The sequence below is a fragment of the Sulfurimonas sp. genome (genome assembly GCF_018698455.1).
Lineage (GTDB): Bacteria > Campylobacterota > Campylobacteria > Campylobacterales > Sulfurimonadaceae > Sulfurimonas.
Window position 1 is genome coordinate 31,289 of record NZ_JABIOQ010000059.1, and the last position, 14,117, is coordinate 45,405.

At 34.6% G+C, this 14,117-nt stretch carries 15 protein-coding genes; 9 read left to right on the forward strand and 6 right to left on the reverse strand.

Going from position 1 to position 14,117, the window contains the following annotated elements:
• Window positions 1-70: 70 nt before the first annotated feature.
• The 9 genes from HOG88_RS08775 to HOG88_RS08815 all read left to right on the forward strand — a co-directional run bounded on the left by HOG88_RS08775 (window position 71) and on the right by HOG88_RS08815 (window position 7,648).
• The gene (locus HOG88_RS08775) at window positions 71-634 is read left to right on the forward strand and encodes an OmpA family protein (protein ID WP_295005290.1); all 564 of its coding nucleotides are present in this window, start codon (window positions 71-73) and stop codon (window positions 632-634) included.
• A gap of 11 nt (window positions 635-645) precedes the next feature.
• The gene (locus HOG88_RS08780) at window positions 646-1,563 is read left to right on the forward strand and encodes a tetratricopeptide repeat protein (RefSeq protein ID WP_295005292.1); all 918 of its coding nucleotides are present in this window, start codon (window positions 646-648) and stop codon (window positions 1,561-1,563) included.
• Between the two features lie 47 nt (window positions 1,564-1,610).
• Window positions 1,611-2,120 carry a peptidylprolyl isomerase gene (locus tag HOG88_RS08785; protein ID WP_295005294.1) on the forward strand — a complete coding sequence of 170 codons (510 nt, stop codon included), beginning with the start codon at window positions 1,611-1,613 and terminating at the stop codon, window positions 2,118-2,120.
• Window positions 2,086-2,865 (forward strand): Fis family transcriptional regulator, encoded by a 780-nt coding sequence (locus tag HOG88_RS08790; RefSeq protein WP_295005296.1) that lies wholly within the window; start codon window positions 2,086-2,088, stop codon window positions 2,863-2,865. Before HOG88_RS08785 ends, HOG88_RS08790 begins: the two co-directional genes overlap by 35 nt.
• A 2-nt stretch (window positions 2,866-2,867) precedes the next feature.
• On the forward strand, window positions 2,868-4,301 hold the full coding sequence (locus HOG88_RS08795; protein ID WP_295005298.1) for a caspase family protein: 1,434 nt from the start codon (window positions 2,868-2,870) through the stop codon (window positions 4,299-4,301).
• A 135-nt stretch (window positions 4,302-4,436) separates the two neighbouring features.
• Window positions 4,437-5,375 carry an ACP S-malonyltransferase gene (gene fabD / locus HOG88_RS08800; RefSeq protein ID WP_295005300.1) on the forward strand — a complete coding sequence of 313 codons (939 nt, stop codon included), beginning with the start codon at window positions 4,437-4,439 and terminating at the stop codon, window positions 5,373-5,375.
• Window position 5,376: 1 nt separating this feature from the next.
• Window positions 5,377-6,099 carry a nitrilase-related carbon-nitrogen hydrolase gene (locus tag HOG88_RS08805; protein WP_295005302.1) on the forward strand — a complete coding sequence of 241 codons (723 nt, stop codon included), beginning with the start codon at window positions 5,377-5,379 and terminating at the stop codon, window positions 6,097-6,099.
• A 1-nt stretch (window position 6,100) separates the two neighbouring features.
• Complete coding sequence (locus tag HOG88_RS08810) at window positions 6,101-6,814, forward strand: 5'-methylthioadenosine/adenosylhomocysteine nucleosidase (protein ID WP_295005304.1); 714 nt, start codon at window positions 6,101-6,103, stop codon at window positions 6,812-6,814.
• Window positions 6,815-6,868: 54 nt separating this feature from the next.
• Window positions 6,869-7,648, forward strand: coding sequence for an ATP-binding protein (locus HOG88_RS08815; protein ID WP_295005306.1), 780 nt, complete (start codon window positions 6,869-6,871; stop codon window positions 7,646-7,648).
• Here HOG88_RS08815 and HOG88_RS08820 read toward each other — a convergent pair.
• The 6 genes from HOG88_RS08820 to HOG88_RS08845 all read right to left on the reverse strand — a co-directional run.
• A complete protein-coding gene (locus tag HOG88_RS08820) occupies window positions 7,641-8,159 on the reverse strand; it encodes an RDD family protein (protein ID WP_295005308.1) in 519 nt (172 codons plus the stop codon). The two genes, HOG88_RS08815 and HOG88_RS08820, sit on opposite strands and share 8 nt — an antisense overlap.
• A 76-nt stretch (window positions 8,160-8,235) precedes the next feature.
• On the reverse strand, window positions 8,236-9,681 hold the full coding sequence (gene guaB, locus HOG88_RS08825; RefSeq protein WP_295005310.1) for an IMP dehydrogenase: 1,446 nt from the start codon (window positions 9,679-9,681) through the stop codon (window positions 8,236-8,238).
• A 56-nt stretch (window positions 9,682-9,737) separates the two neighbouring features.
• Window positions 9,738-11,720, reverse strand: a complete 1,983-nt coding sequence (locus HOG88_RS08830; protein ID WP_295005312.1) for a bifunctional diguanylate cyclase/phosphodiesterase — start codon at window positions 11,718-11,720, stop codon at window positions 9,738-9,740.
• Between the two features lie 10 nt (window positions 11,721-11,730).
• The gene (locus tag HOG88_RS08835) at window positions 11,731-12,579 is read right to left on the reverse strand and encodes a sulfurtransferase (protein ID WP_295005314.1); all 849 of its coding nucleotides are present in this window, start codon (window positions 12,577-12,579) and stop codon (window positions 11,731-11,733) included.
• A gap of 59 nt (window positions 12,580-12,638) precedes the next feature.
• Entirely contained in the window at window positions 12,639-12,965 is a 327-nt protein-coding gene (locus tag HOG88_RS08840) for a hypothetical protein (protein WP_295005316.1), read from the reverse strand.
• Window positions 12,966-13,064: 99 nt separating this feature from the next.
• Window positions 13,065-14,117 (reverse strand): amidase family protein (locus tag HOG88_RS08845; protein ID WP_295005318.1); only part of this gene is annotated, 1,053 nt, incomplete at its 5' end.

Genomic DNA, 14,117 nt, shown 5'->3' on the forward strand with positions numbered 1-14,117 from the left:
AATTATAGTAATATTGACATTTTTTAGGTATAATAGCGATAATTTTTAAAAACAATTAAGGAAATCAAATATGAAAAATATAGTTCTTTCAAGTGTAGCAACAGTACTTTTATTATTTACTGGATGTAGCCAAAGTGAACCAGCAGTAGATATAAAGTCTAACACAGAGACAATAGCCGTTGTGGAGGAAGTGAAAAGTGTAGAAACTGAAGTAGTTGCGAGTGAAGAGAGTATGGTAAGTTTATCATCAAATGAAAATGCAAGTTCAAATACGAACTTGAGTATGTCTGAGGTTGAAAGTAAATTACCCGCTATTTATTTTGCATTTGATAAGTTTGAGATAGATACTGCAATGCAAGTAAAAATTTCTGAGGCAGCTGATCTTGGAAAGAATGGGGCTAAATCATATAGTGTTAAACTTGAAGGTAACTGTGATGAATGGGGAAGCGATGAGTATAATTTCGCTCTTGGTTTAAAACGTGCTAGCAATGTTAAAAAAGCATTAGTATCTGAAGGTATTGACACTTCTCGTATATCTATGGTAAGTTATGGTGAAAGCAATGCTGTATGTAGTGATAAAACACAAGCATGTTGGGCTAAGAACCGTCGTGTAGATTTTAAACTTCTTCCATAGTAGTATGTATTATGAACAAGAGTAAAAATCTTCTTTTACTCTCTCTAGTCTTCCCTGTAATTATTCTCAGTGCTGAACCTTCTGCGTTTGGTGCTGGCAATATTGATAGTTCAAATCCTTATGGACTCACTTCAAATGAAAAAGTCATACTCGCTACTAAAAATAAACTTAATAAAGTCTCGATAAAGAGTAGTAATCAAGCCAATAGACTCGACTCATTAAGAGATAGGATAGATGGTTTACAGAGTGTTCTAGAGAGTTTAAGTAGAAAAGCACATAATAATAAAATTCATTTAAAAGATCAAGATGTTAAGAATAATTTAACTCGAACTAATGTTAAGGAATATGAAAAACGATTAAGTGAATTTGTAGAACGAAATACAAAAAATATTCAAGAGCAAAAAATACTTCTATCGCAAATGGTTTCACTTGTAGATGAAATTAGTCGAGAGTATGTTTCTAAAAAAGAGTTCAATGCTTTAGTTAATGATGTAAATAAATTTAAATCTCTAATAGTGAAAGAGCTAAAAACAAAAACAAAAACAAGTTCTAAGAGTAAACTGTCATCGTTGAGTTCAATAGAAGTATATAATCAAGCAGATAAATACTACAAAAAGAAGTATTATACAGATGCTATTAAAAATTATGAATACTTAATTAAAAAGAACTATAAACCTGCTTTCGCACATTATATGATAGGTGAAATGAACTTTAAGAGAAAAAATTATGCGAATGCTATTTCGTATTTTAAAAAGAGTTCGGCAATGTACGCAGAGGCTAGCTACATGCCGAATTTAATGCTACATACCGCACTGGCAATGAAAAGGACAGGAGACAATAACCATGCACAGGCTTTCTTTGAAGCGATTATTGTTAAGTATCCAAATTCAGTTGAATCAGATAAAGCAAGTTTATATATTCAGCCGTAATATATAATTTTATGATAAAATCGCAAAAATAATTAAAGGACATAAAAATGGCAATAGAAGCGAATCAAATAGTATCAATAGAATACGAAGTACGTGATGGTGATAAAGTAGTAGATAGTAATATGGGTGGAGACGCACTTATTTTTATGTTTGGAAAAGGTCAAATTATTCCAGGTTTAGAAAATGGAATTGTTAATATGACTGCCGGCGAAAAAGCAGATATACTAGTTAAACCAGAAGATGCTTATGGTGAGTATAGCGGAGAAGCAACTCAAGAAGTTCCAGTAGACCAATTTGCAGGAATTGATTTAGCACTAGGAATGACTCTTTATGGTCAAGCGGAAGATGGTGGAACTACACAAGTAACTGTTAAAGAAATTGGTGCAGATACAATTACTATTGACTTTAACCATCCTTTAGCTGGAAAAGAATTAATGTTTAGTATAAAACTAAACAGTGTTAGAGATGCTTCTGAAGAAGAAGCAATGACAGGTGTACCTTCTGAAAACAAGAAAGAAGAGGGTGAAAGCTGTGGTACAGGCTGTGGATGCCACTAGTTTCGTAACTGCTTCTGAAGCTTCTTACCAAGCGAAGAAGACAGCTACACTTTTAAAAACACTTAATGTCAATGCTCTCATTATGGGAGAGGTTGGCGTTGGTAAAAAAAGTTTAGCTATTTTTATACTTCCAGATGCACCTATCTTAGATGCATCTAACTTTGATGAACTTCTTACTAGCATAGAAAGCTGTGATGAAATTATCATAACAAATATTGACAATTCACCAAATATTAAAAGACTTATAGATACAATTAACGAAAGTAGTATTCGTGTTATAGCGACTTCAAAAAGTTTTTTTACAAATGACTTTATTAATGATTTATTTAGTGTAAAATTTACAATTCCACCTCTTATAGAAAGAGAAGAAGATGTAGCACTTTTAGTAAAATCATTTGTAAAAGAAGCAGCTCTCTTATTTGGATTTACTAAAGAGTTTAATATGGATAATTTTCATGCAGACTTGAGAGAAAATTCGAAATCTTTGAGAAAACAAGTTACTATGACATATTTGATGCAAGATATCGGTGATAGCGAACTTATGAGCATTATGGAAAATTATTTGTACGATAAAATGGGTTCAAGTAGTGACTATAGAAACTTTTTATATCTTTACGAAGTTCCTCTCATTAGAGCGGGACTAGCAAAATTTAAATCTCAATTACAATTATCAGATAAATTGGGTTTAAATAGAAATACCTTAAGAAAAAAAATATCTGATAATAAACAATATTTAGAGGAGTAGGTATGAGAGTAATTTTAAATCTATTTTTAATGATGTTATTATGTACCGTTTCACTGCATGCACAACGTGGTCTGAAACTCAAGCAGATGAAAGAAGAACAGCGAATAGCACTTGTTATTGGAAATGTTAATTACCAAAGTCTATCCAAACTTAAAAATCCCATAAATGATGCTCGAGCGATGAAAAATGCTTTAAAAAAGCGTGGTTTTAGTGTTATGTATAAAGAAAATGCTTCTAAACGCGAGATGAAGAAACTTATAAAAGAATTTACATATAAGCTCAAACGTGGTGGAGTAGGACTTTACTATTTTGCTGGACATGGTATAAATGTAAATGGTCAAAACTACCTTGTTTCTATAAACTCAGACTTAGCAAGTAAAGAAGATGTTGAGTATGAAGCTTATGCCTTAAACCGCATAACTAAGAAGATGCAAGAGGCGAAAAATCGTTTAAACATTGTAATACTTGATGCTTGCAGAAACGACCCGTTTTCTAGAAGTGCTGGCGGTGGTTTGGCTCCTGTTGGAAATGCCAAAGGAATTTTTGTGGCCTATGCGACGGAAGCTGGAGATGTAGCGGCCGATGGTAGTGGTAAAAATGGTGTTTTTACAAAACGACTCATAGAGCATATGAACGAAAAGGGTGCTACGATAGAGAGAGTCTTTAAAAATGTACGTACAGATGTTCAAACAGATACTAATGGAAGACAGTCTCCTGGAGTTTACAACCAGATAACAGGTGACTTTTATTTTACACTTCCAAATACAAATACGAACGGATATAAAAAAACAAAACAACAAGTTAAAAGCACAAAAAAATCAAGCTTTAATTTTGGAGACAATGCTCCATCTACTTTCTCACTTACAATAAACCAAACTCCATCTGATGCAAGAGTAAGCATAACAAATATAAGTCCAAGATACTATGATGGTATGGCTTTAGAAGCTGGGTCTTATAACATAAAAGTAAGTAAGACTGGTTACTACTCTAAAACTGGAAAAGTTGATTTACAGAGTGATTTGAATATTGAAATAAGTTTAAAGAAGAAACTTGTGTCAAGAAAAGTAGTGGAGAAAAAAACAGGAACAAAGGATGTAGTTGTTTTAAATGGTTTAATGTGGCAAGATAATCGAGATGCTAAAACTTTAAGAGAAGACTGGGGAGGGGCTAAAGATTACTGTAGCAATCTAAAGTTAGCTGGATACTCTGACTGGTATCTTCCAAGTAAGGATGAACTAAAAAGTATCGTTGATAAAAGTAGAACACCAAGTATAAAGAATGAATTTACTAATGCTACTTCTAGTTTTTATTGGTCTTCTTCGTCCTATGTTTCGAATTCTAAGCGTGCTTGGTTTGTAAACTTTAAGCTTGGCACTTCCTACAGCTACAATAAGACCGATGAGTTTTATGTCAGGTGTGCTAGGGCAGGACAATAAGATACTTTGATTATTTGCTCTTTTCCATCGTCCTCTATGGAAGTATATACATCAATAAGTAAAGTATGTATTCCTAAGCAAAGCATGGGTAGTAGAAAAATTAGTTATAATCTCACAAAATAATGAAGGACAAATATGAGTAAAATTGCAATGATATTCGCAGGACAAGGTAGTCAAGCTGTAGGAATGGGTAAAGATTTTTATGAAAACAGTGAAGTAGCACGAGAGATGTTCGCTAAAGCTGGAGAGAGAATAGGTGTTGATTTTAAAGAATTAATTTTTGAAGAAAATGAGAAATTAGGTCAAACAGCTTACACTCAACCTGCAATTCTACTTGTTCAGATGATAGCTTACAAGCTTTTTACTGATGCTTGTCCAGATGTAAAAGCTGAGCTTTTCTTAGGACACTCACTTGGTGAGTTCTCTGCACTATGTGCTTCTGGTGCTATAGATTATGTTGACGCAGTTGAGTTAGTTCATAACCGTGGAGCTTACATGCAAAAGGCATGTGACACTGTTGAAGCTGGAATGATGGTTCTTGTTGGACTTGATGATGCTTCAGTTGAAAAAGTTTGTGCTGATGCGCAAGCAGATGGTAAAAAAGTTTGGCCAGCTAACTATAACCAAGATGGTCAACTTGTTGTTGCTGGTATGAAATCAGACTTAGTTTCATTAGAGCAAACTTTTAAAGATGCTGGTGCAAAACGTGCGATTTTACTAGATATGTCTGTTGCTTCTCATTGTGAGATTTTAGCACCTGCTCAAGCACCACTTGCTGAGTTAATGGAAAGAATGGTTAGTGATAATTTTTCTGCTCCCATCATCTCAAACGTGACAACTGCTCCATATAGTACTAAAGCAGATGCAGTTGCACTTCTTAAAAAGCAACTTGTTGAGCCAGTTAAGTACAAACAGTCTATATTAGCTGTAGCTGGTGATTTAGATATGGCAATTGAGTTCGGTAACGGCATTACTCTTAAAGGTCTTAACCGTAGAATAGCTAAAGAGCTTACAACTTTAAACATTTCAGATATGGCATCTTTAGAAAAAGTAAAAGAAGAAATCTGTTCATAGTATGAATGTAACTCTAGCACAGATCTCTCCAAAACTAAATCGTTCAAACTTGGATGAGATATTAAGAATAATAGAGCTTCATAAAAGCTCTAGTGACTTGATTGTATTTCCTGAGCTCTCTTTAAATGGCTACTCACTTCAAGACAAACTGAGCGAAGATGCTTGGCGCTTAGAAGAGCTTGATGCTTTAAAAGATGCAAGTAAAGAGATAGATATAGTTGTTGGTGGAGCTATTAGAGAAGCTAATAGTTTTGTAAATGCAGCCCTTTATTTTTGTGAAGGAAAATTACTTTCTAAACACAACAAAGTACATCTTCCTAACTACGGTATGTTTGAAGAAGCTAGATACTTTGAAGCAGGAAAATTTTTTGAGAGCTTTAAAGTGCGAGATACTAAAGTGTCAATGTTAGTATGTGAAGACTTATGGCATAAGAGTGTACATGAAGAACTTATAAAAGAAAATCCAGATTTGATTATAGCTCTTGTTGCATCTCCAGCCAGAGGTTTTAGTGATGATGGTTTAGATATCGAGAAACAATGGCAAACAATTATAAAAACAGTTGCATCAGAATGTAAGGCCAACTTAGTTTTTGTAAATCGTGTTGGTTTTGAAGATGGCCTTGGTTTTTGGGGTGGAAGTTGTATAGTCAATGCAAATGCAGAAATAGTAGAAAAACTACCTCATTATGAAGTGGTTACAAAAACATTTAAATTAGGAGAGTAGTATGAATAAAATAGCAATCATGGGTGCAATGCCAGAAGAAATAGCTCCAATTCTAGAAATAGTAGGAGAGTATAAAACAACTGAGTATGCTGGAAATGTATATTATGAAGCAAATTATAAAGGTACGGACTTAGTTGTGGCACACTCGAAAATTGGTAAAGTATTTTCAACTCTTACTGCATCTTCAATGATTCAACACTTTGGATGCAATAAGCTTCTTTTCTCAGGTGTAGCAGGTGGGATTAACCCATCTTTAAAAATTGGAGACTTGATAGTTGCCACTAAACTTTCTCAACACGATTTAGACATCACTGCGTTTGGTCATCCAATGGGATTTGTTCCAGGTGGTTCTGTATTTGTAGAAGCTGACAAAGGTTTGATTGCACTTTCTAAAGAAGTTGCGCAAGAGCTAGGAAAAACAGTTCAAGAAGGGATTATTGCAACAGGTGACCAGTTTGTACACAATCAATCTATTAAAGATGAAATTGTAAAGAACTTTAATGCTGATGCTTTAGAGATGGAAGGTGGAAGTGTCGCTGTTGTTTGTGATGCTTTAAATGTGCCTTTCTTTATTTTACGTGCTATAAGTGATACAGCAGATACAGACGCTAGTTTTTCATTTGATGAGTTTATGGAATCAAGTGCAGTTATATCAGCAGAATTTGTTATGAAAATGGTAGATAAAATAGTTAGTCCATTAAATAACACCAAATGAATAAAATCCATTTGACTCCGTTAACACTATGTTTTCCTAAGCGGAAGGCTCTTCATGCGTAGTATAGTACCATCTAAAAAGATTATGTCTAAACTTGGTAAAACAAATGCGGAGTTTACTCTTATAGAAGAGGGTGATAAAATACTTGTTGGACTTAGCGGTGGTAAAGACTCACTCACTATGATTCATGCTATGAAAGAGCAACAGCGTCGTGCCCCTTTTAAGTTTGACTTTATTGCTGTTACTATTTCATATGGTATGGGTGAGAACTATGATGCACTTGCAGAGCATTGTAAAGAGTATGAAATAGAGCATATTGTTAAAGATACTAGAACTTTTGAGCTTGCAAAAGAGAAAATTCGCAAAAATTCATCATTTTGTAGTTTCTTTTCAAGAATGAGACGTGGTTATATATACTCTGTTGCCGAGGAGTTAGGGTGCAACAAAGTTGCCCTTGGTCATCACTTGGATGATGCTGCAGAGAGTTTCTTTATGAACTTCATATATAATGGTCAGATGCGATCATTAGCTCCTAGATACACTGCAACGAATGGTTTAGTAGTTATTCGTCCTTTAATTCAGATGAGAGAACGTCAACTCACTGCATTTGTTGTAGATAATGACTTAGTCGCTATAGGTGATGAAGCATGCCCAGCAATGCGTTTTGATGTTAAAATGCCTCATGCAAGAGCAAGCACTAAAGTGATGTTAGCTAAGATGGAAGAAGAATTTCCTAGTCTTTTTACGTCTTTAAATGCAGCCTTTAAAAATATAAGTGTTGATAGTTTTTTTACACAAGAGCCATTTGAGGAAGTAGATGAAGTGGTTAAGTAACCTCTTCATCATAGATTACTACAGTTCCCGCAAGTAGATCATGAAGTCCTCGTTTGTCTTTTCTAAACGCAACCATAATAAATCCAATGAGTAAAGCGAATGTTGAAGCTATATAACCAAAAGAACGAGTTATGGCTTGTTTATTATTTATATCTTTAAATGTTTTAGCATCTACAATTTTTATATGAACAAACTTTTTTCCAGGTGTAGCCCCTTTATTTTTTTTCCAAAAAATAAGAGTGATTAATAAAACTGAAGTCTCAAATAGAAGTTCCCACTTTATGGATGTTGTAGGTTGCTTGTCAAGGGCATGTGAATTTCCACTCATGGCCATTTGCACATTTTGTACATACTGAGAATAGTCAAACCAATTTCCATCGCTGATAAAGTATATAACTATTGCAATAGGAAGTGCTAAGAAAAATGTATCAGCAAGAGATGCTAGGAAACGTATCCAAAAGCCTGCATATCTAACATCTTTTTGTGAGAGTGAATTATTTGTATTGTTCAAGATTTAACTCCTATGGATGAGGATAGAAAGACATCTACCCCAAGAGGGGGTTTATGTATATAAAAGAGGTTTGATATTAAACGTGGTAGTTTGGAGCTTCTTGAGTGATGATAACATCATGAACATGAGACTCTTTAAGTCCTGCCGATGTGATTTCAACAAATTCTGCTTTCTCCCAGAACATCTCTATTGTTTCACTTCCACAGTAACCCATAGATGCACGAAGTCCACCCATCATTTGATGAACGATTCCAGCTATTGAACCACGAAATGGAACACGACCTTCAATCCCTTCAGGAACTAGCTTATCAGCTGCTGTTCCTTCTTGAAAATACCTGTCATTTGAACCTTTTTGCATAGCTCCAATGCTTCCCATACCACGGTATGATTTGTACTGACGACCTTGGAACATTATAGTTTCACCTGGAGATTCTTCAGTACCAGCAAGAAGTGAACCTGCCATAATACATGAAGCACCAACTGCAAGTGCTTTAGAAATATCACCAGAGTATCTAATACCACCATCAGCGATAACGGGAACACCATGTGGACGAGCCGCCTCTGCACATTCGTCAATAGCAGAGATTTGAGGTACACCAACACCGGCAACGATACGCGTAGTACAAATACTACCTGGACCGATACCAACTTTAACTGCATCTGCACCCGCTTCAATTAGAGCTAGTGTAGCTTCTGCCGTTGCAATATTTCCAGCGATAACATCTACTTCCATTGTTTCTTTTATCTTTCTAACAGTATCAAGAATACCCTTAGAATGTCCATGAGCTGAGTCAAGAACTAAAACATCACAACCAGCATCAACAAGTGCTTTTGCACGGTCAAACTGTCCAACACCTATAGCTCCACCAACAACAAGGCGACCAAAAGCATCTTTGTTAGAATTTGGATATTCTATACGTTTTTTGATGTCTTTTATAGTGATAAGACCTTTTAAAAACCCATCTTCATCAATAATAGGAAGTTTTTCTATTTTGTTCTTGTGCATAATATCAGCTGCATCATCAAGGCTTATGCCCTTAGTTGCAGTTATTAAAGGCATGACACTCATAGCTTCACTTGCAAGTCTTTTCATATCTTTTTCAAAACGCATATCACGATTTGTAAGAATTCCTAAGAGTTTATTATGACCATCAACAACAGGAACACCGGAGATTTTAAATTCGTTCATAAGCTTTTCAGCATCAGCTAAAGTAGCATCAGGATGAACAAATATAGGATCAATAATAATTCCACTTTCACTTTTTTTAACTTTTGTAATTTGTTTACATTGTGTTTGAATGTCCATATTTTTATGGATAATACCAATACCACCAAGTCTTGCCATAGCAATAGCTGCTCTATACTCAGTTACAGTATCCATAGCTGCTGAAACCATAGGTATCTTAAGGCTAATGTTACGTGTAAGTTTTGTTTCTAGTGATACTTCTTTTGGAAGAACTTCGGAATATTGAGGTACTAAAAGTACATCTTCAAATGTCAGTGCGCGTTTACGAATTCTCATGGTCGTCCTTTAAAATTTGTAGATTATAGCTTTTTTGTGGTTAAAAAGAGGTAAAATCATAACCATTCTTTAAGTGTTTTAGGTTTCCCAAGGAAGTATCCTTGACCGTAAGTTATTCCTATTTCTTTAAGAGCATCTACATCTTCTTGTGTCTCTACATATTCGGCAACAGTCTCCTGCCCTTTGAGCTCACTTATCTCATGTATATATTTTATTACAGCCTTATCTATAGGATCCGTATGCATATCTTTTACAAAACTACCATCTATTTTAACGACATCGAAAGGCATGCTTTTTAAGTACTCAAAAGATGCCATTCCCGTTCCAAAATCATCTAATGCAAGGCCAATACCAATATTTTTTAACCAGAGTATAAACTCATTTGCTTGTGCAAAGTTACCAACGGCTGATGTCTCTGTGACTTCAAGTTCTAACTTCTCCCATGGAAAGTTAAAGTGAGTAACGGCTTCTTTTATCTTCGCTTGAAAATCTGGGTTTGTTAAAGAAGACCCTGCAAGATTTATATGTGCAGAGTGAAGATTTTTGATATGCTCTGGATTTTTTGTAACCTGTTCAAGATAAGTCCATAGAACCCAGATATCTATCTCTGTCATTAGTTGATATCGTTGTGCTGTAGGCAAGAAATTATCTGGTGGCACAAAGTTGTTGTTTTTATCCCACATTCTGATTAGAATTTCATAACTGACTTTGCTAGTTTCGTATTGAAGTGGAACTATGGCTTGTGCAAAAAGCTCAAATTTCGAAGGGCCAGAGGATAGGGCCTCTTTAACATAACTTGCAGTCTCAAGCTCTTGCTCAAACCTTTTAGCTATACCATCATCAGGATTAAATATATGAAATTTATTCCTTCCTTTTTCTTTGGCACTGTATAAAGAAGAGTTAATAGCTTTAATAAGTTCTGTAAATGTGTATTCAAAAGGTTTAAAGTGTACAAATCCAATACTTGCGGAAACACTATAAACTTCTTGTCCAGGAGTAAAACGAAAATCGCTTAACTTGGTAAGACTTTTGTTTAAAAAATCTAAACCAGACTCCTTACTAGAATCTTTAAGTAAAACCATAAAACCATCACCATCAACTCTTCCAAATGTAGTGCAATCAGGAAGAATTTTTGAATACTCAAAGACAATCATTTTAAGAAGTTCATCACCAGCCTGATAGCCAGCAGAATCATTAATAAGTTTAAATTGGTCCAGGTTTAAATAGAGGAGGTTATAGGTCAGGTTAGATTCATTTTTTAAAACTTCTTTGAGTTCTTCTTCTATAAAAAATCTATTATGAATACCTGTTAATTTGTCATGCTCTGCTTGGAATTGTAACTTGCCCGAAGCATCTGAGACCTGCTGCATAAGAGTGTTATAACCGTTAAAAAGTTTTTTAATCTCGTTGTTAGAAGAGGTTTGTATAGATACTATTTCATTATGCGTAGGATCACTATTTTTCATAGCTTGAAGTAATATTGTGAATGGTTGTGTAAAACTTTTACTTAAAAATTGACTTATTATAAAGCCTAAAAGAAGTGCAAATGGTAGTGTCTTTAGAATTGAAAATACAATGGCATCTTGTTTTTTCTTATATTCTTGAAGGTTAATATCTATAAGTGTGTAACCATAGATATAAGAGTCCATTGCAAGGTGATGTTTTACATAGAGATTTTCATCAGTAAATATCTCTTGAGTTGTTATCATCTGAATTTTATTGAGCTGAAGGTTCTTAATTGATTTATAAGCATAAATAGTTTGGTTCATATCGTTAAGCAAAATAAGACCATTTATCTCATCAAACGCGGAGAGTCGGCTTTTTATATCGGTGATTGCATCAGCTGAAGGGGAGAGGATAAAGCGTAAAAAATCTTGGTTTAATGATTTTGTTACTTTTTGGACTTGTATAATTGCATTGTCTTTGTTTTGTGAATTTTGCAAGTTTAGAATAACCAAAAGAGTACTAATCTCAACGATAGTAACAACAAGTGTCATAAAGAGAATGAGTTGCCATTTTATACTTAGTTTATTCCACATTTACAAGATCCTACTTTTGTGAGGGATTAACAATTGGAAGTTTAAGGTCATTTCCCCACTCTTTCCATGAAGCATCGTAGTTTGATACATCATAGTCAAGTTCACGAAGTGCAAAGTAGTTTGTAGCAGAGATTTTACCTAGGGCACAGTATATAACTACTTTTTTATCTTTAGAAATATTCTTATATATGTCTTTTAGTATTTCTACATCTTTCAGTATAGAAATATTTGAACTTTTATCTATGTTGTGAGAAGCCGGAATATTAGTTGCCTTTGGAATATGTCCAAACCTTTGAGCGACTGAAACTTTTCCAATATAAGCTTTTGTAGGACGTGCATCTATAATTATATGATTGGGATTTTTAGTTGCTATTTGTGTAGAAAATTTTGTAGCAAGCCTTTTATTGTTAATAACTGTTATGTAGTCACTTTGGACAACACTTGTTACTTTTGTCGTAGTTTTTAAACCTTTTTGCAACCACTGCTTATAGCCAGCAGTTAAAAGTTTAACATTTGTAAATCCATAAACTTCAAGTGCCCAAAAAAGCCTTGCTGCATCAAAAAAAGACCCATTGTCATAGATTACGACATTGTCTTCTATGTTAAGACCTGCTAACTGAATAATATTTTGCATTTCTAAAGGGTCTGTGAGTTTTCCATTTAATTCCATGTTTGAATAAGTTTGTGCTACATCAAAATTTATAGCACCATGAATATGACCTGCTTGGTAATCTTTAAGTGAGCGAGTATCTAAAATTTTATATTTAAGGACATCTTGATTTAAAGTTTGGGCTGAGATTCTTAGTGATGATGCGTTGAGAGTAAAAAGTAATAAAAGTAGAACGATAAGTGTTTTCATAGAAGAGCCTTTTTTTGTAAGTAAAGGGATTATACATTATAAAAAGTTATAAGTAGCTTTTAAAGATACATAAACTGTGAAAGTAAGATAATAATAATAACTAGGGAAAAAGGGAAAAGATGACTTTTAAATACAAAGGGATTGATTCCAAAAAGCTTTTGATTTATGCCTCTAACGCCAAGCCATAAACCTAAAAATGCTTTTATACTTAGTAGGATTTGAAAAGAGTTTAAACCATCTTCGCTTATCTCACCAAAGATATGAAAGAACATATACAAACCACTAAAAACTGCAACCACTAAAGCATAAGGAACTACTTTTCTTACATGCATCATAATAGCTTCACGAGCAGTTTTATATTCTTTTTCGCTAAGAGTTTCGTTCATCTTAGATAAAAAGAGAATATCTACAACAAGAAACCCTCCATAAATAAATACGGAGAAGATATGAATGGTATGTATGAGAGTATAAAGAATGATAAATCTCTATTTTTGGTAGTTTATAGCAGTCTCAAGACTTAGGGAACCATCAAAGAGAGTTTGCTCATCGAAAGCTGCTGCAATAAGTTGAAGGCCAACTGGCATGCCATCTGTATTTTTAGATATAGGAAGTGAAAGAGCAGGGAGACCTGCAAGATTTACCGAGATTGTGTAAATATCACTAAGGTACATATCCATAGGTTTTGATAACTCCCCGAACTTTGGTGCAACAGTAGGTGCAACAGGAGATAAAATTAAATCTACTTCTGCAAATATTCTTTCAAAGTTGTCCTTAATGATATGACGAGTCTTTTGTGCTTTTACATAGTAAGCTTCATAATAACCACTACTTAAAACGAAGTTTCCAAGTAAGATACGGCGTTTTACTTCATCTCCAAAACCATTACTTCGCGTTTGGATAAAAGTATCTTCAAGATTTTTCCCATCAACGCGGTTACCGTAACGAATGCCATCATAACGAGCAAGGTTAGTCGTAGCTTCAGCAGTCGCTGTAATATAGTAAGCTGAGATGTCAAACTTTGCATCCATCATCTCGCGTTCAACGATGGTATGTCCAGCAGATTTAAGAGCTTCTATAGCCTTAGCATAAGCATCTTTAATATCTTGACTTGCATCTTTTAAGTACTCAGGTAAAACAGCAATAGTAAGCTTTCTATCTGCATTTAGGTTTGGAGTTACTTTTTCATCTCTCCCAGCATTTGTAGAATCTTTCTCATCAGAACCACTAATGATGTCATAAAGAATTGCAGCATCTTCAACATTTTGTGTCATTGGTCCGATTTGGTCAAGGCTTGATGCATAAGCACCTAAACCATAACGAGAAACGCGACCATAAGTTGGTTTCATTCCTACTATTCCACAAAACGCAGCAGGTTGACGAATACTTCCACCAGTGTCACTTCCAAGAGCGGCAATGGCAAGACCTGCACCAACGGCCGCTGCACTACCACCAGAACTTCCACCAGGAACTCTGTCTGCGTTTATTGGGTTGAGTGTTTTACCATAAAAGCTCGACTCTGTTGTAGAACCCATTGCAAA

Bases quoted from the DNA above. Each gene is read 5' to 3' on its own strand.
- HOG88_RS08795 (WP_295005298.1), top strand. From the start codon at position 2,868: ATGAGAGTAATTTTAAATCTATTTTTAATGATGTTATTATGTACCGTT.
- HOG88_RS08815 (WP_295005306.1), top strand. From the start codon at position 6,869: ATGCGTAGTATAGTACCATCTAAAAAGATTATGTCTAAACTTGGTAAA.
- HOG88_RS08785 (WP_295005294.1), top strand. From the start codon at position 1,611: ATGGCAATAGAAGCGAATCAAATAGTATCAATAGAATACGAAGTACGT.
- HOG88_RS08780 (WP_295005292.1), top strand. From the start codon at position 646: ATGAACAAGAGTAAAAATCTTCTTTTACTCTCTCTAGTCTTCCCTGTA.
- HOG88_RS08835 (WP_295005314.1), bottom strand. From the start codon at position 12,579: ATGAAAACACTTATCGTTCTACTTTTATTACTTTTTACTCTCAACGCA.
- HOG88_RS08775 (WP_295005290.1), top strand. From the start codon at position 71: ATGAAAAATATAGTTCTTTCAAGTGTAGCAACAGTACTTTTATTATTT.
- HOG88_RS08840 (WP_295005316.1), bottom strand. From the start codon at position 12,965: ATGAACGAAACTCTTAGCGAAAAAGAATATAAAACTGCTCGTGAAGCT.
- guaB (WP_295005310.1), bottom strand. From the start codon at position 9,681: ATGAGAATTCGTAAACGCGCACTGACATTTGAAGATGTACTTTTAGTA.
- HOG88_RS08805 (WP_295005302.1), top strand. From the start codon at position 5,377: ATGAATGTAACTCTAGCACAGATCTCTCCAAAACTAAATCGTTCAAAC.
- fabD (WP_295005300.1), top strand. From the start codon at position 4,437: ATGAGTAAAATTGCAATGATATTCGCAGGACAAGGTAGTCAAGCTGTA.
- HOG88_RS08810 (WP_295005304.1), top strand. From the start codon at position 6,101: ATGAATAAAATAGCAATCATGGGTGCAATGCCAGAAGAAATAGCTCCA.
- HOG88_RS08830 (WP_295005312.1), bottom strand. From the start codon at position 11,720: ATGTGGAATAAACTAAGTATAAAATGGCAACTCATTCTCTTTATGACA.